Genomic DNA, 15,302 nt, shown 5'->3' on the forward strand with positions numbered 1-15,302 from the left:
CGTCAATGACAGGAGCATGACAAAACGTGAAATCCGCACGATTCATCACCCGCAACAGCGGTGTTGCCATCTGGCGGCAGATTGCCGACCAGATCCGCGGCGACATCACGGCGGGCAAAATGCCGAGCGGCGCCAGGCTGCCGCCGGAGGTAACCCTGGCCGAACGCTTCGCGGTCAACCGCCACACCATCCGCAGCGCCATTGCCGCCCTGACCAAGGAAGGCGTGCTGCGCGCCGAACAGGGCCGCGGCACCTTCGTGGCCAACAGCAAGAAGCTGACCTACCGCATCGGCGAGCGGACGCGGTTTTCCGAAATCCTGGCGACGCAGGTGCGCGAGACCAGAGGCATATTGCTGGGTCACCGCGTCGAGGACGCGGCGGGAGAAGTCGCCGCAGCCCTCGGCATGACGGGCGGTCAGGTGATCAGGATCGATTCCATGCACACGGCGGACGGCAATCCCGTTTCCTGCGCCACCGCGTGGTTCGATGCGGCGCGCGTGCCCAACGTGGCCGAGGATTATCGGGCGTCAGGTTCCATCACCGCCGCCCTCAAGGCGGCCGGCATCGACGATTATCTGCGCAAATCGACCATCATCGCCGCGCGCCACGCGGATGCGGAGGATTTGCGGCACCTGCGCCTGTCGCCGGGCGCCATCGTTCTGGTCTCGACGGCGATCAATGTCGATATGGACGGCCATCCCATTGAATATGCCAGAAGCCGCTTTGCCGCCGACCGCATGGAGATCGCAATCGACGGCAAGTCGATGGTCTAGTTATCGGCAGTCGATTGCACCGCGCGTGGTGCGTGGTTCGACAAGCTCACCATGAGGGAGGTCGAGAGTTGCAGGGAGCCTTATTCTGCGACGTTCGCGATTGGCATGCAGCCAAACCACCTCCCTCATGGTGAGCTTGTCGAACCACGCACGATGGGAATGCCAAGCGTCAATTCATTCCTAATCCGTCACCGACCCGCACCAGCCCGGCAGATAACCGGCAGCATCGCCCTTGGCTTCCTTGAGAGCGCGGTTGAGAGCGGCGTCAAAATCGGCTTCCACCGTCTTGCGGCCTATCCGGCGCCGCAGAAAATCCGCCCAGAGGAACTCGCTGAACGGCGTGGTGTCCTTGGCATAGCCGCCGGCACGGCGCAGTTCACCCGCAAGGCTGCGGAACGGATCGTCATCAAGATCCTTGATCGCCTTGGGAATGGCCGCATAGTCACGGCGTTTGCCCTCGGAATCAAACGGATGCATCCAGCCGCGATTGTCGAGAACCACCATGAACGCATCCTTCTCCAGCGATGACAGGTCGCTGACGACAGTGACAAGAATGTGTTTCACCCCCTCCTCGTGCAGCGCGCGGGCAAGATGGTGATGGTCGATGACGTAATTGCGCCTGTTCGGTCCAAGCACCACGGGGATCATGTGTTCGCCGAGAAACTTGCCGCCCTTCTCGCCCTTCTGCTGGCGCCATTTCCTGCGCTTTTCGTCCACTTCGCGCATGCCGACGGTGATCTGGGTCGGCCGCAGATCCTTGATCGCAACCGGCGTTACAATGGGTTCTCTTGTTCCGGATATCTGCATGATCATTCCCCTACGCTTGGTGCCAGTTTTCGGATGGCATCATCGACACTGTGAAAGATGTTGTCCGGCCCGAGCAAGGCGATAAGCCCGAACCGGGACAAGGCATTCTGCGCCCGGACCGATTCCAGCCGGGCGATGGCGAATTTCACATCGGCGTTCCGGCAGTAATTTATCACGTCCGTCAGGGCCTGCGATGCCGTGTAATCGATCTCGATAATGCTGCTGGCTTCGAGGACAACGAGGTTGAGCGCCGGCCCGCTCGCATCGATGGTGCTGCACAGACCACGCTTGAAATCATCGGCGTTGACAAAGGAAAGCGGCGCCTGGAACGCCACGACCAGCACACCGGGTATCTTCTCGCCGTCGCTGGCGGCGCTCGGCGGCCACCAGATCGAACTGCCGGGCACTTTTTCGAACTCGATGGGGCGGGCGCGCATCACAGCCCACAGGCCATGCAGCAGCGACAGCCCGATGCCGATGGTCACCCCCGATTCGATGGGCAGGGCGACGATCGCCGCCATGGTGATGAGGATCAGGCCGAATTCGCCCCGCGCTTCCCGGTAGACAGCGATGATCGTCGGCCAGCGGATGATCCTCTGGGCGACAAAGAGCAGGATGCCCGCCAGGGCAGCGTGCGGCACGCTCGCCAGCAGCTGGCCGCCGAACGCCACCAGCGCCAGAACAATTGCCGCAGCGATCAGGCCGCTGATCTGCGACGTCCCGCCGGTCTCCGTGACAATCGCCGTGCGCGGTGGGCTGGCATTGACCGGAAAGGCGCCAAACAGCCCCGACAGGATGCTGCCTGCCCCCACGCCGACAAAATCGCGGTTGACGTCGGGCGCATCGCCGTTCTTGGACACGAAAGACCGTGTCGTGGCGGCCGTTTGCACCATCACCACCACGGCGACCAGCAATGCGAGGGGCAGCAGGCTGCGCAGTTGCTCAAAACCGATCTGCGGCAGGGCAACATGCGGCAGGCTGTTGGGAAGCGGGCCGAGAACCGTCACGCCGCGGCTTTGCAGGCCGAGCAGCACCACCGCAAGGGTGGAGATGACAAGCCCCAGCAGGGCGCCGGGTATCCGCGCATTGATCCGCTCGGACAGGAACACGATCAGGAACACACCCGCCCCGATGGCAACGCTGTACGGGTTGATCTGTCCAGCGCTGGCAATGGTTGCCGAGACGCGCTGGAACACATCGCCCGACTGCGCGGCGATGCCCAGGAGGCCGGGCAATTGCGAGATGATGATGTGGATGGAAATACCCGCGAGAAAGCCCGTCGTGACCGGCACCGACAGAAGGTCGGCAATCCAGCCGAGCCGGAAGATGCCGCTTGCCACAACGATCAGCCCGACAATCAGGCCGAGCGCCGCAGCCAGCAGACCGAATTCGGGCGAGCCGCTGGTGGCCAGCAGCGCGAGGCTGCCGGCAAAGATCGGCGTGATGGTTGAATCGGCCCCGGCGGAGAGATGGCGGCTGGCGCCGAAGATGGCAAAGGCCAGCGAACCCGCAATGAAGGCAAAGAAACCGATCTCGGGGGCAAAACCGCCAAGGCGTGCCGTCGCCATCTGTTCGGGGATGGCGATGGCCGCCAGCGTCAGGCCGGCAATGACATCGCCGTTGAGATCGGACAGCCTCCACCCCGCAAGCGAGCGGAACGGCAGCCAGTTCCTAGCTCCGGTCGCCGGATTGGAAGCACTCACCTGTTTCACCGAACGCCTCCATTGGATTGATGCAGTCTACCACATGGTTTTGGCCGCGCGTGCGGCCCATTCATTGTCGTAGGTTTCACCGCCCACGCGGTTTTCGCTCAGCGCCGCCAGCATCTGGCCCGGTGTCGGGAATTCCTTCGGCGAGCGGAATTTCTCCGGGTTCCACAATTCCGAGCGGATGAGCGCCCGCGCGCACTGGAAATAGGCTTCCTCGACTTCCATGACGAGAACGGAGCGCGGCGCCTTGCCATCCATGATGAAGCTGTCCAGCAGCGTCTGATCCGTATCGACGAACGCGCGGCCGTTCACACGGAAGGTCGTGTTGAGACCGGGAATGAGGAACAGCAGGGCGACGCGCGGATCGCGCACGATATTGCGCAGCGAATCGATGCGGTTGTTGCCGCGCCGGTCGGGCATCATCAGCGTCCGCTCGTCATGGATGCGGATGAACCCGGCCAGATCGCCGCGCGGCGAGCAATCGAGCCCCTCGGGCCCGCTCGTTGCCAGCGCCACAAAGGGCGAACCTTCGATCAGTTGCCGGTATTCCGGAATGATGCGGTCCGCCACCTTGGCGGTCGATGCTTCCGCTATCGCGCCATTGCCGTAAATGACCTCAAGTTCATCAATTGTCGTAACGCGGGACAACGCAACCTCCTTCTGTGTCGTGCAAATGCGTTTGCCGCCTAACATCGCATGTTTAAGTCTTGATGACAGCCGGTATTTTTACCGAATGACAGCGGCATCGCACTCGTATATCAGTCGCACCGGATGCATGTTGAGGAGGTTTTCATGGGCGGGTTTGCAGCCATCGGCGAGTGTATGATTGAGCTGTCGGGAGCCAGTGGCGACCAGTGGCGCATGGGATTTGCCGGCGATACGCTCAACACCAGCTGGTATGTGCGCGCCCTCACCGACGCCGATTTTGCCGTCGATTACATCACGGCCTTCGGCGATGATCCGTTCTCGCTCAAGCAGCGGGCGTTCCTTGCGGAAAACGGCATCAACACCGCCCATAGCCCGGTTATAACAGGTGCACGTCCGGGCCTTTATGCCATCACGCTGACGGGTGTCGAACGCTCCTTCACCTATTGGCGCACCGATTCCGCCGCCCGCCATCTCGGCGACGACCCGCAGGCCCTGGCGCTCAGCCTCGATGGGCGCAAGATCATCTATTTCTCCGGCATCACCATGGGTATCTTGAGCCCGAAGAGCCGCCAGAACGTGCTGAACGCCGTCAGCAATGCGCGCCGTCAGGGCACGCTCGTCGCCTTCGACGCCAATTACCGGCCGCGCCTGTGGGAAAACGCCGAGACGGCCAGACAGGCGCTGATCGATGCCTACCACGTCGCCGACATCGCCCTGCCGACCTTCCCCGATGAAAATGCCCTGTTCGGCGACGCCACGCCCGAAGAAACGGCCGCGCGCATCGCCAGCTATGGCGTGCGGGAAATCGTGGTGAAGGACGGCACGGACCCGGCGCTCGTGGTTGCGGACGACCGGCAAAGCCGCGTGCCCGCCGTCCGCGCCAACGCCGTGGACACGACAGGGGCCGGCGACAGTTTCAACGGCGGTTATATCGCCTCGCGTCTGGCCGGTCTTGCGCCTGTTGACGCCGCCGCCCGCGCCCACCGGGTCGCGGCGCGGGTCGTTGAGTTCCATGGCGCGCTGGCACCGATGGGGGAAGCGCGCAAGGCCTTCAGCAGCTAGGAGCAGCAGCACCGTCACGCGTGGTTCGACAAGCTCACCATGAGGGAGGGTGCGGATTGCAGGGAGCTATATCCTGCAATGTTCGTCGTTGGCGTTGCAACCAAACCACGTCCCTCATGGTGAGCTTGTCGAACCACGCACCACGATCTAAACCTTGTGCTTCTTGAAGGTGTAGCGGGTCATCTGGCTGTATGTCTCGTCCGGACGCAGGATCGACTGCGGAAAATACGGGAAATGCGTCGAATCCGGCCAGTTCTGCGCTTCAAAGCAGAACCCGGCATAATCGGCATAGGTCTGCCCCGTCAGGCCGAGCGGCGGTCGCCCGCCCAGCGTATTGGCCGCGTAGAACTGCACACCCGGCTCCGTGGTGAGCACCTGCATCTCGATGTTGCTGCGCGCGCCCTTGGCGGATGCTACCCATTGCAGGGGATGGCGCTGGCTGGAAACGCAGAAATTGTTGTCATAGACAACCTGCTTGCCGTCCTCATCCCGCCGGATCGTCCGGTATTCGCGGAAATCATGCGCCGTTCCCGCAACAGGCAGGACGCGCCCGTCCGGAAGCAGGTCGCCATTGACGGCGAGGTAAGCGTCGGCACCGATCTTGACCTGATGGTCCAGCACGTCGGTCAGGCCGCCATCGTCGAGATTGAAATAGCTGTGATGCGCCAGGTTGCAGATTGTCGGCTTGTCCGTCACCGCATCGAGGCGGATGGCCAGCGTCCCCTTGGATTCCAGCATATAGGTGCAGGTGATGGTGAGATTGCCGGGAAAGCCCATCTCGCCGTCGCCAAGCATGATCGTCAGCGTGACATAGTCAGGACCGACGGCCACGACGTTCCAGGCGCGCCGTCCCGCCCCGGCATCGCCGCCATGGATGTTGTGGATGCCATGGAAATTGCGCTGCAGGGCAAAGGTCTGTCCGTCAATGACGAGTTCGCCATCGCGAATGCGGTTGACCGTCCGTCCGATGGTCGCCCCGAGATAGGGCGAATGCGCGGGATAGTCGGCAAAGTCCTGATAACCGAGAACCAGCGGGTGATCGTGATCCTTGAGGCGCAAATCCTGGATGACTGCGCCCCAGGTCAGGATTTTGGCTGTCAGCCCGCCGCCCGAGATGGTGATGCGGTGAACTGCCTCGCCATCGGGTGTATGGCCGAAAATTTCCGTATGCATCAGTCTTACAGCCCCAGGCCGCCGACGCAGATATATTTGGTGTCGAGATAGTCTTCGATACCCTGATGTCCGCCTTCCTTGCCGAGACCGGATTCCTTCAGGCCGCCAAACGGTGCTTCCACCGTGGTGATCATGCCTTCATTGACGCCGACCATGCCGTATTTCAGGCCTTCCGAAACCCGGAACACCCGGCCAAGGTCCTGCGTGTAGAAGTAGGAGGCAAGGCCGAACTGGGTGTTGTTGGCCAGATCGATCGCTTCCTGTTCCGTCTCGAATTTGTAGATGGGCGCGACAGGGCCGAAAATCTCTTCCGTGGTGAAGAGCATGTCGGGCGTGGCATCGCCGATCACTGTCGGTTCGAAGAAGCTGCCGCCGAGCGCATGGCGCTTGCCGCCGGTGACAATCCTGCCACCCTTCTCTTTGGCGTCGGCAATGAATTCTTCCACCTTGGCGACGGCCTTGTCATCGATCAGCGGACCCTGCTGCGTGCCCGCATCGAGACCGTTGCCGACCTTCAGCTTGTCCGTGGCCGCCGCGAATTTCTCGACGAAGGCGTCGTAGATGCCGGACTGCACGAGGAAACGGTTGGTGCACACACAGGTCTGGCCGGAATTGCGGAATTTGGCCGCGATGGCCCCATCCACCGCGCGGTTCAGATCCGCATCGTTGAACACGATGAACGGCGCATTGCCGCCCAGTTCCATCGACACCTTCTTCACGGTGTCGGCCGCCTGCTTGATCAGGATCTTGCCGATTTCCGTCGATCCGGTGAAGGTGATCTTGCGCACCAGCGGATTGCTGGTGATCTCGCCGCCGATTTCCGAGGCCGAACCGGTGAGAATGTTCACGACACCCTTGGGAATGCCGACCTCTTCACACAGCGCACCCCAGACCAGGCCGGAATAGGGTGTCTGCGTTGCCGGCTTGACCACGGCCGTGCAGCCGGACGCCAGCGCCGGACCGATCTTGCGGGCAAGCATTGAGGACGGGAAATTCCACGGTGTGATCGCGCCGATGACGCCGAGCGGTTCTTTCGTCACGAGAATGCGCCGGTCGGCCCACGGGGATGGCACCACGTCGCCATAGGTGCGCCGCGCCTCTTCCGCATACCAGAGGATATAGGCCGCCGACATGCCGATCTCGCCTTTGGCTTCGGTCAGCGACTTGCCCTGCTCCAGCGTCAGAAGCTCGGCCAGCGCATCCTGATTATCGAGAATGGCATCGTGCAGCTTGCGCATCAGCTTGGAGCGTTCGAGCACGGATGTCTTGCGCCATGTCTTGAAGGCTTCGGCGGCGGCGTCGATGGCGCGCCGCGTTTCCACCTTGCCGGCATTGGGGACGGTGCCGATCTTCAGGCCGGTTGCAGGGTTGATGACGTCAATCGTCTTGCCGGAATCTGCGGCCACCCATTCGCCATTGATCAGATTGGCCTGTTTCATGAACTGGCTGGATTTCTGCAACATCATGTTTCTCCCTGAAATGTAAGGCGGAGCGTTTGGTCCACTGATTTTGTGAGTTCCGTAAAAGGCAGCCCGGAGTGGCGCCCGTGGCCGTCACCCTGCTCCTTTTTCGTCAAAGCTGCAACAACCTTCCCTATCCGAAGAAGTGCGTCGCTATCGTGACCCAGAACGCCATCGTCACCGCCGACAGCGCCGTCGCGATGACCATCGAGTTGGAAGCCAGGGCCTCGGCGGTCCGGAATTTTGTTGCTATGAGGTACGAATTCACGCCTGCCGGCAGTGCCGCCGACACCACGGCGATCTTGGCGGTGAACGGCGGCAGGCCGATGGCCAGCGCGAGCCCCAGCACGACCGCAGGCATGACGAAGAGCTTGATCGTCGCGATGACCAGCGACGCGGCGAGATGGCCGGATATGCCGAACTTCTTCAATCCCATGCCCATGGCGAACAGCGCCACCGGTCCGGCAACGCTCCCCAAGAGCTGCACCAGGGAATCGACGACGGACGGCAGGTGCAGGCCGGTCGAGCGCCACAGCCATCCCGCGAGAATGCCGAGAACGAAGGGATTGCGCAGGAGGCTGCGGAAAAACGACACGATGACCGTGCGCAGGCTCCCCTCTCCCTGGAACACGCCGTCCCGCCGCAGGGCGATCTCGTGCAGGGTGATCGAGGCGGCCATGACGCTCGGCATGTGAACGGCAACGATCAGCGACAGGATGGCAAACCCGTCCTGACCATAGACCCCGAGCATGAGCGGCATGCCGAGGAATACGAGATTGGAAAAGGCGCCGGAAACCCCGGCAACGACGCCGGCGCGATTATCCCGGCCAAAGATCACCTTGATCGCCAGATCGGACAGCGTCCAGGCGACGGCAAGCCCGATGAAATAGGCGGCCCACAGGCCCCACGGGGCCGAACCGTGGAAATCCGCCGTCACCATGGTGCGGAACAGCAGCAAGGGAGCGGCGATCATGAAAACAAATTCGGAAAGCCCGTCGCCCACCCGTTCATCGAGCAGCTTGAAGTGCGCTGCGGCATAAGCCACGGCAATCACTCCAAAAACCACGATGATTGTTTGAACGAGACCCATTGTCTCCGCAATAGGCCCGCGGCGGTGCCCGCGCAAGGCAATCGCAGTTCTTCACTTTATTTTTTTTGGCCAAAACCCCATCTGCGCTGCTAAGGAGATTGAATGTTGAAGCATTCGCGATTTTACGTCCTTCCGGCACTCTCGCTCGTTCTGGGCGTATTCCTATCCATTCCAACGGCATTGGCGACCGATGCGGCCTGGGCCAGGCTGACACGCGGCGGCTATACCGTCCTGCTGCAGGGCGCCGATGCGTCGGGCAGTTTGAGCCCCTCCACGGACAGTTCCACCGACTGCACGCAGGTCCGCACGCTGTCCGACCGCGGTCATCAGCTGGCGCAGAAGCTCGGCGCCCGCTTTGCCGCAAAATCGGTGCGAATCGACAAGGTTCTGAGCAGCCCCGTCTGCAATGCGCAGGAAACCGCCCGGCTGGCCTTCGGCGCAGCGCCCATGGAAATTGTCAGCGCGCTTGGACCTTTGGCGGATGACGATGCGGGGAAACAATCGCAGATTGACCAGATTCGCGCCATGATCGCGGAATTCAAAAGTTCCGGCAATCTGGTAATGATGACCGACCGTGCCAATATAACCGCACTGACCGGCATTGTTCCGCGCCCGACGGAAGCGGTGGTGGTCTCGCCTCCCGCAGCGGGTGAAACGGTTCATATTGCGGGCAGGATCATTTTCGACTGACGGCGGAATATGCTGGAGTAACAAGGGATAGGGCAATTCGGTCTTTCCCTTGGCCGTGAAAAACGCTAGATACCGCGTCATCAGACATCAGTGCCTTTACGAGGCACCGGAAGCAAAAGGAAACTGAATTGACCTCAACATTCGACAAGGTCGCCGATATCATCGCTGAAACCAGTGAAATCGACCGCGATTCCATCACGCCGGAAAGCCACACGATTGACGATCTCGGCATCGATAGCCTTGACTTCCTCGACATCGTTTTTGCCATCGACAAGGCCTTCGGTATCAAGATCCCGCTCGAGCAGTGGACGCAGGAAGTCAATGACGGCAAGGTTCCGACCGAGGAATATTTCGTGTTGAAGAACCTGTGCGCCAAGATCGACGAACTCGTCGCCGCCAAGAAGGCCTGATTTCTGGAAATCCATTCTAGTGGTACCATCCACCTAACCGGGTGCACCGTATAAGCGGTGTTGCGAGACAATGCAGAACAACACCGTCGTTATCACTGGCATCGGACTGATTTCATCCCTGGGTGAAGGCGCCGATGCCCATTGGCAGGCACTGAACGGTTCCGCCGGTCCGCGCGTCGATAGCGAGACGTTCAAGCCCTATACGGTTCACCCGCTCGGTGAGGTCGACTGGAACAACCAGATCCCGAAGCGCGGCGATCAGCGGCAGATGGAGACCTGGCAGCGCCTGGGAACCTATGCCGCCGGCCTCGCCCTCCAGGATGCCGGGATCAAGGACAATGAAGCGCTCTGCTCGACCATGGACATGGTCGTTGCCGCCGGTGGCGGCGAGCGCGATGTTACCGTCGACACCCAGATTCTGGCCGAAGCGCGCGTGCGCAACGATCTCGGCACCATGCTCAATGAAAAGCTGACGACGGAACTGCGCCCCACCCTGTTCCTGGCGCAGTTGTCCAACCTGCTCGCCGGCAATATTTCAATCGTCCACAAAGTGACCGGCTCATCGCGCACATTCATGGGCGAAGAAGGCGCTGGCATTTCCGCCCTCGATACGGCCGCGGCCCGCATCCGCTCTGGCCAGAGCACCCATGCGCTCGTCGGCGGCTCCTACAATTCCGAACATCCCGACATGCTGCTCGGCTACGAGCTCAACGGCATGCTGAAGACCGATGGCTGGGCACCGCTCTGGCAGCGCGAAGGCACCGCAGGCGGCGGCATCGTCACCGGTTCCGGCGGCGCATTCCTTGTTCTCGAAAGCGCCGACCATGCGGCCAAGCGCGGCGCCCGCGTCTATGCCGCCATCGACGGCATCTACAGCGCGCAGATCCGCCGCAAGCGCGAAGACCTGAAGGAAACCATTGCCAAGCTGGTTGGCGCTGCCAGCGCCGACAAGCCCGCCGGTCTCATCGTATCCGGCGCAACCGGTGCGCACGGCATCACAGCAACGGAAAAGCAGGCGCTTGATGTGTTTGCCTCCGCCGCCGTGCGCGGCGTTGCCGGCAGAATCGGGCATCTGCGCGAAGCACAGTTCCCGCTCGCCGTCGGCCTCGCAGCCCTCAGCCTGTTTCATGGCGCGGCGTTCCCGCCCATCGATGCAAAAAATGAAAAGGCCGCTTCCGGCGGTCTCGATACGGCACTGGCGACCTCGATCGGCGCAACCCGGGGCGAAGGCGTCGCTCGCCTCGTCAAAGTTTGAAGGACTGGCACATGTCCAAATACACTGACCATCTTGGCCGCCCGCTCGTTGCCGTCACCGGTCTTGGCGTTGTCTCCTCGCTCGGACAGGGCAAGCAGGATAACTGGGCCGCACTGACTTCGGGCACATCGGGCATTCACACGATCACCCGCTTTGCCCTCGACAATCTGCGCACGCAGATCGCCGGTACCGTGGATTTCCTCAAGGAGAGCGACGAAGGCGCGTCAGCGCTGTCGGAAAAACTGGCATCGCTTGCCGCCGAGGAAGCCATCGCGCAAGCCGGTTTCGACACGGAGAATTTCGGCGGACCGCTGTTCCTCGCCGCGCCGCCGGTGGAACTCGAATGGCGCAACCGCTTCGCGCTCGACGCACTGGTGAAGAGCGAGGGCGAGCCGGGTTATGACCTGCTTCTCGCCGCCTGCCGCCGCGGAACGCAGGAAGCCATGTTCCATACAACCGAATTCGGCTACATCGCCGAGCGCCTTGCCGATACGTTCGGCACGCGCGGCCTGCCGATTACCCTGTCGACCGCCTGTGCATCGGGCGCCACCGCCATTCAGCTCGGCGTCGAGGCCATCCGGCGCGGCGAAAGCGACCGGGTTCTGTCCATCGGCACGGACGGCTCGGTTTCCGCCGAAGCGCTGGTCCGCTTCTCCCTGCTGTCGGCGCTATCCACCCAGAACAATCCGGCCCACAAGGCGGCAAAACCCTTCTCGAAGGATCGCGACGGTTTTGTCATGGCCGAAGGCTCCGGCGCACTCGTGATGGAATCGCTGGAATCAGCCGTCGCGCGCGGCGCCAAGATTCTCGGCATCATGCGCGGCTGCGGCGAAAAGGCCGATGATTTCCACCGCACCCGGTCAAAGCCCGACGGCTCGCCGGCCATCGGCGCGGTGCGTGCAGCGCTTGACGATGCGGGCATCAAGGAAGATGCGATCGACTACATCAACGCGCATGGCACCTCGACACCCGAGAACGACAAGATGGAATATCTCGCGCTCTCGACCGTCTTCGGTGAGCGCATTTCCACACTGCCGCTCTCGTCCAACAAGTCGATGATCGGCCACACGCTGACGGCGGCCGGTGCGATTGAAGCCGTGTTCTCGATGCTGACCATCGGGACGGGAACCATCCCGCCGACGATCAACTATGACAATCCGGATCCCGCCATCGTGCTCGATGTGGTGCCCAATGTGAAGCGTGAAGCCAGCGTCTCCGCCGTGCTTTCCAGCTCTTTTGGCTTCGGCGGGCAAAATACGTGTCTTGTCATGACGGCAGAACCGCACTAATCCCTCTCCGAAAAGGAAAACGGATAATATGCGCGCATTACAGCTGATCGAAGACCGCAGGCTCGAGATTGTCGACATTGCACCCCCGCCCCCTCCCGGCCCCGGTGAAGTAACGGTCAATATCAGGGCTGTCGCTCTCAACCACATCGACGTCTGGGGCTGGCGCGGCATGGCTTTTGCCAAGCGCAAGATGCCGCTGACCATCGGCGCGGAAGCATCCGGTGTGGTCGATGCCATAGGCCCCGGCGTTGCCAACCTCCTGCCCGGCCAGCTCGTGTCGATCTACGGGGCGCAGACCTGCGGACTGTGCCGCCCCTGCCGCGAAGGCCGCGACAATCTCTGCGAGCATGTCTCCGGCGTACACGGCTTCCATCTCGATGGCTTTGCCCAGGAAAAAGTAAATCTCAAAGCCCGCCTGCTGGTTCCCGCACCTCCCGGTGTCGACGAGATCGGCGCAGCTGTTGCACCCGTCACGTTCGGTACCGTCGAGCACATGCTGTTCGACAATGCCAAGCTCGAACCCGGCGAGACCATTCTCGTGCATGCGGGCGGTTCCGGCATCGGTTCGGCGGCGATCCAGCTGGCCAAAAAAATCGGCTGCACGGTCATCACCACCGTTGGTTCCGACGAAAAGATCGAAAGAGCCAAGGCGCTCGGCGCCGACCACGTCATCAACTACCGCGAGGACCGCTTTGAAGGTGTCGTGCGCAAGCTGACCAAGAAGAAGGGCGTTGACGTCGTCTTCGAGCATGTCGGCGCCGATACCTGGGCCGGGTCCATGCTGTCGCTGCGGCGCGGCGGAAGGCTCGTGACCTGCGGCTCGACCTCGGGCGTTTCCACCAGCATGAACCTGATGATGCTGTTCCAGCAGCAGCTGAAACTGCTCGGCTCCTTCGGCTGCCGCATGGAGAACATGGCCGATGCCATGCAGAAGATGGCGCGCGGTCTGGTCCATCCGGTCATCGACACGGAAGTCGGTTTCGATGATATCGATACGGCATTGAAGCGGATGGAAGGCCGGGACGTCTTCGGCAAGATCATCCTGCGCGTCAACTGAGCCGCGCATGAATCTGAAATTCAAACTTGCCCTGTTCCGCTGGGGCCAGAAGTTGAAGACATTCAACTACTGGCTGTCGGCGCATGCGATTTTCGGTGTGCTGTTCCTCCTGCGGCTGCTGCCGGCGAAGGCGGCAACGAATTTCATCGATGCTTCGGCACGCCGCATAGGCCCGCTCATGGGGCGTCATCGCGTCGCCATGACTAATCTGCGCATGGCCTATCCGGAAAAATCCGAAGAAGAACTGCAGCTGATCGCCCGCGACATGTGGAGCAGCATGGCCCGCCTCACCGCGGAATATGTCTTTCTCGATGCAATCTTCGATTATGACCCGCACAGCGATACGCCGGGCCTGATCGAAGTGCAGGGCCGCGAAATCTTTGAGCGCATCCGCGACGAGAGCGACCGCCCGCATATCTTCTTCACCGCTCATTCCGGCAATTTCGAACTGCTGCCGATCTGCGCCGCGACGTTCGATCTCAACGTCACCGCGCTGTTCCGCCCGCCGAACAATCCCTATGTCGCGAAGAAAATCCTCAGCGCGCGCCGCACCAATATGGGCCACCTCGTGCCGTCCAAGGCCGGTGCTGCCTGGTCGCTGGCCAGCGTTCTCAACACCAACGGCAATGTCGGCATGCTGGTCGACCAGAAATTCCACCGCGGTGTTGCCTCGACCTTCTTCAACCGCCCCTGCAAGACCAATCCGCTTCTGGCCAAGCTGGCGCGGCAGTATGATTGCGATGTCTATCCCGCGCGCTGCGTCCGCCTGCCCGGCGGCCGTTTCCGGCTGGAGCTGGAAGAAAAGATGGAACTGCCGCGCGACGAAACCGGCGCGGTCGACATTGCCCGCACGGTTCAGCTGGTCAATGACAAGGTCGAAACCTGGGTGCGGGAATATCCCGGCCAATGGATGTGGTTCCACAAGCGCTGGAATGCCTAAGCCGGCGGTTGATGCCGCTCGCGCCGTCAATAATAATTCATCACCGCATGTTTCGCCTCGGCGAAGAACAGCCAGCGCTCGACGAACAGGCCGACGAGATGGGTGAGAACGGCAACGACCATCAGGCAGAGGCCGAGCGCACCGCCGACAGCCATCGCCGTCAGCAGCGCCAGAACCGGCAGCAGAATGCCACTGACAAAGGCGATGGCCCAGAGTTTTTCAGCGTGTTTGCGCGCAACGCGAAATCCCATTTCCCGGGTGAGATAATTGTCCAGCGCATGCGGGCGTTCGAGCAGCCGCACTGTGCCGATACTGCCCAGTCCGGTGGCACTTTCCGGCGTCGACAGCGGAACAAGCGTCCTTGCCCGCTTGCGCCAGACCATCTTTGCCACAAGTGCCAATAGCAGAAGCAGCAAGGCGAGGAGTTGCAGTGGCAATCCGCGCGGTCCAGCGAAAAAAGCCGCCAGCAGCGCACCGCCCGCAAGGGAAAACAGCAGGAAGCAGAGCGGCGTCAGCCGGGTGTGCCAGAAATCCACGGTTTTCAGCGAGGCATAGATCATCGAGGTGCAATAGACCGTGATCAGCGCGCCGAGCACAGTGATCAGGCCGAGAATGCCGTCCTGCCGGTTCATGAAGAGACAGAGAGCAGCGTTCGACGTCAGCGGAACGAAGGTGGCAATCGCCATCACGCCTTCGCGCGACAGCCAGCTCGACCGCCATTGGCTCAGTGCCCGCCATGCCCGCTGCGGGTTGCCGAGATGCAGGAGCGATGACAGGAGCCCGATGCTGATCAGCGCGAGGGCTGTCACATAAGCGATTTTGGTCGGCAATGCCGACGGATCGAGAAATCCCAGCCCCAGCATGACGGCAAGGCCATAGCCAAGACCCGACAGCGTGGTGAAGATGATGATCGAATAGGCCGGATGCATTCAGTGCATC

Annotated in this window: 15 protein-coding genes; 8 read left to right on the forward strand and 7 right to left on the reverse strand. The window is 61.8% G+C overall.

Features of this window, described 5'->3' with window-relative positions; genetic code table 11:
- Positions 1-26: 26 nt before the first annotated feature.
- Positions 27-773: a phosphonate metabolism transcriptional regulator PhnF gene (gene phnF / locus ACIQWS_RS10960; protein ID WP_403176448.1), complete on the forward strand. Its 747-nt coding sequence runs from the start codon at positions 27-29 to the stop codon at positions 771-773.
- Between the two features lie 180 nt (positions 774-953).
- Here phnF and ACIQWS_RS10965 read toward each other — a convergent pair whose 3' ends face one another.
- From ACIQWS_RS10965 to ACIQWS_RS10975, 3 genes are read right to left on the reverse strand one after another with little or no spacing between them, the layout of a single operon-like run.
- A complete protein-coding gene (locus ACIQWS_RS10965) occupies positions 954-1,574 on the reverse strand; it encodes a ParB-like protein (protein ID WP_403177718.1) in 621 nt (206 codons plus the stop codon).
- 8 nt (positions 1,575-1,582) lie between these two features.
- Positions 1,583-3,283 carry a SulP family inorganic anion transporter gene (locus ACIQWS_RS10970; protein WP_403177721.1) on the reverse strand — a complete coding sequence of 567 codons (1,701 nt, stop codon included), beginning with the start codon at positions 3,281-3,283 and terminating at the stop codon, positions 1,583-1,585.
- 36 nt (positions 3,284-3,319) lie between these two features.
- Positions 3,320-3,937: a pyridoxamine 5'-phosphate oxidase family protein gene (locus ACIQWS_RS10975; protein WP_403176453.1), complete on the reverse strand. Its 618-nt coding sequence runs from the start codon at positions 3,935-3,937 to the stop codon at positions 3,320-3,322.
- 144 nt (positions 3,938-4,081) lie between these two features.
- Between ACIQWS_RS10975 and ACIQWS_RS10980 the strand changes: the two genes are divergently transcribed.
- Positions 4,082-4,999: a sugar kinase gene (locus tag ACIQWS_RS10980; RefSeq protein ID WP_403176457.1), complete on the forward strand. Its 918-nt coding sequence runs from the start codon at positions 4,082-4,084 to the stop codon at positions 4,997-4,999.
- A gap of 147 nt (positions 5,000-5,146) precedes the next feature.
- Here ACIQWS_RS10980 and ACIQWS_RS10985 read toward each other — a convergent pair whose 3' ends face one another.
- The 3 genes from ACIQWS_RS10985 to ACIQWS_RS10995 form a co-directional block, all read right to left on the reverse strand.
- Positions 5,147-6,172 carry an aldose epimerase family protein gene (locus tag ACIQWS_RS10985; protein ID WP_403176461.1) on the reverse strand — a complete coding sequence of 342 codons (1,026 nt, stop codon included), beginning with the start codon at positions 6,170-6,172 and terminating at the stop codon, positions 5,147-5,149.
- A gap of 5 nt (positions 6,173-6,177) precedes the next feature.
- Positions 6,178-7,635: an NAD-dependent succinate-semialdehyde dehydrogenase gene (locus tag ACIQWS_RS10990; RefSeq protein WP_403176464.1), complete on the reverse strand. Its 1,458-nt coding sequence runs from the start codon at positions 7,633-7,635 to the stop codon at positions 6,178-6,180.
- A 130-nt stretch (positions 7,636-7,765) separates the two neighbouring features.
- Entirely contained in the window at positions 7,766-8,722 is a 957-nt protein-coding gene (locus ACIQWS_RS10995) for an AEC family transporter (RefSeq protein ID WP_403176467.1), read from the reverse strand.
- 102 nt (positions 8,723-8,824) lie between these two features.
- On the opposite strand from ACIQWS_RS10995, the gene ACIQWS_RS11000 reads away from it, so the two are divergent.
- From ACIQWS_RS11000 to ACIQWS_RS11025, 6 genes are all read left to right on the forward strand, one after another.
- Positions 8,825-9,412 (forward strand): histidine phosphatase family protein, encoded by a 588-nt coding sequence (locus ACIQWS_RS11000; RefSeq protein ID WP_403176472.1) that lies wholly within the window; start codon positions 8,825-8,827, stop codon positions 9,410-9,412.
- A gap of 128 nt (positions 9,413-9,540) precedes the next feature.
- Positions 9,541-9,822 (forward strand): acyl carrier protein, encoded by a 282-nt coding sequence (locus ACIQWS_RS11005; RefSeq protein WP_105732333.1) that lies wholly within the window; start codon positions 9,541-9,543, stop codon positions 9,820-9,822.
- Positions 9,823-9,892: 70 nt separating this feature from the next.
- On the forward strand, positions 9,893-11,077 hold the full coding sequence (locus ACIQWS_RS11010; RefSeq protein WP_403176482.1) for a beta-ketoacyl-ACP synthase: 1,185 nt from the start codon (positions 9,893-9,895) through the stop codon (positions 11,075-11,077).
- 11 nt (positions 11,078-11,088) lie between these two features.
- Complete coding sequence (locus ACIQWS_RS11015) at positions 11,089-12,366, forward strand: beta-ketoacyl-ACP synthase (protein WP_403176489.1); 1,278 nt, start codon at positions 11,089-11,091, stop codon at positions 12,364-12,366.
- A gap of 28 nt (positions 12,367-12,394) precedes the next feature.
- Positions 12,395-13,423 (forward strand): zinc-binding dehydrogenase, encoded by a 1,029-nt coding sequence (locus ACIQWS_RS11020; protein WP_403176494.1) that lies wholly within the window; start codon positions 12,395-12,397, stop codon positions 13,421-13,423.
- Positions 13,424-13,430: 7 nt separating this feature from the next.
- Positions 13,431-14,363: a lipid A biosynthesis lauroyl acyltransferase gene (locus ACIQWS_RS11025; protein WP_288192545.1), complete on the forward strand. Its 933-nt coding sequence runs from the start codon at positions 13,431-13,433 to the stop codon at positions 14,361-14,363.
- A gap of 26 nt (positions 14,364-14,389) precedes the next feature.
- Here ACIQWS_RS11025 and ACIQWS_RS11030 read toward each other — a convergent pair whose 3' ends face one another.
- Positions 14,390-15,292, reverse strand: coding sequence for a dimethyl sulfoxide reductase anchor subunit family protein (locus ACIQWS_RS11030; protein ID WP_403176498.1), 903 nt, complete (start codon positions 15,290-15,292; stop codon positions 14,390-14,392).
- Positions 15,293-15,302 lie beyond the last annotated feature (10 nt).

The sequence above is a fragment of the Phyllobacterium sp. NPDC097923 genome (assembly GCF_044760925.1).
GTDB lineage: Bacteria > Pseudomonadota > Alphaproteobacteria > Rhizobiales > Rhizobiaceae > Phyllobacterium > Phyllobacterium calauticae.

What these genes read in the sequence shown, in the direction of transcription:
- ACIQWS_RS11000 (WP_403176472.1), top strand. Translation starts at nt 8,825, where the DNA reads ATGTTGAAGCATTCGCGATTTTACGTCCTTCCGGCACTCTCGCTCGTT.
- ACIQWS_RS10995 (WP_403176467.1), bottom strand. Translation starts at nt 8,722, where the DNA reads ATGGGTCTCGTTCAAACAATCATCGTGGTTTTTGGAGTGATTGCCGTG.
- ACIQWS_RS11030 (WP_403176498.1), bottom strand. Translation starts at nt 15,292, where the DNA reads ATGCATCCGGCCTATTCGATCATCATCTTCACCACGCTGTCGGGTCTT.
- ACIQWS_RS11025 (WP_288192545.1), top strand. Translation starts at nt 13,431, where the DNA reads ATGAATCTGAAATTCAAACTTGCCCTGTTCCGCTGGGGCCAGAAGTTG.
- ACIQWS_RS10985 (WP_403176461.1), bottom strand. Translation starts at nt 6,172, where the DNA reads ATGCATACGGAAATTTTCGGCCATACACCCGATGGCGAGGCAGTTCAC.
- ACIQWS_RS10980 (WP_403176457.1), top strand. Translation starts at nt 4,082, where the DNA reads ATGGGCGGGTTTGCAGCCATCGGCGAGTGTATGATTGAGCTGTCGGGA.
- ACIQWS_RS10990 (WP_403176464.1), bottom strand. Translation starts at nt 7,635, where the DNA reads ATGTTGCAGAAATCCAGCCAGTTCATGAAACAGGCCAATCTGATCAAT.
- ACIQWS_RS11020 (WP_403176494.1), top strand. Translation starts at nt 12,395, where the DNA reads ATGCGCGCATTACAGCTGATCGAAGACCGCAGGCTCGAGATTGTCGAC.
- ACIQWS_RS11015 (WP_403176489.1), top strand. Translation starts at nt 11,089, where the DNA reads ATGTCCAAATACACTGACCATCTTGGCCGCCCGCTCGTTGCCGTCACC.
- ACIQWS_RS11010 (WP_403176482.1), top strand. Translation starts at nt 9,893, where the DNA reads ATGCAGAACAACACCGTCGTTATCACTGGCATCGGACTGATTTCATCC.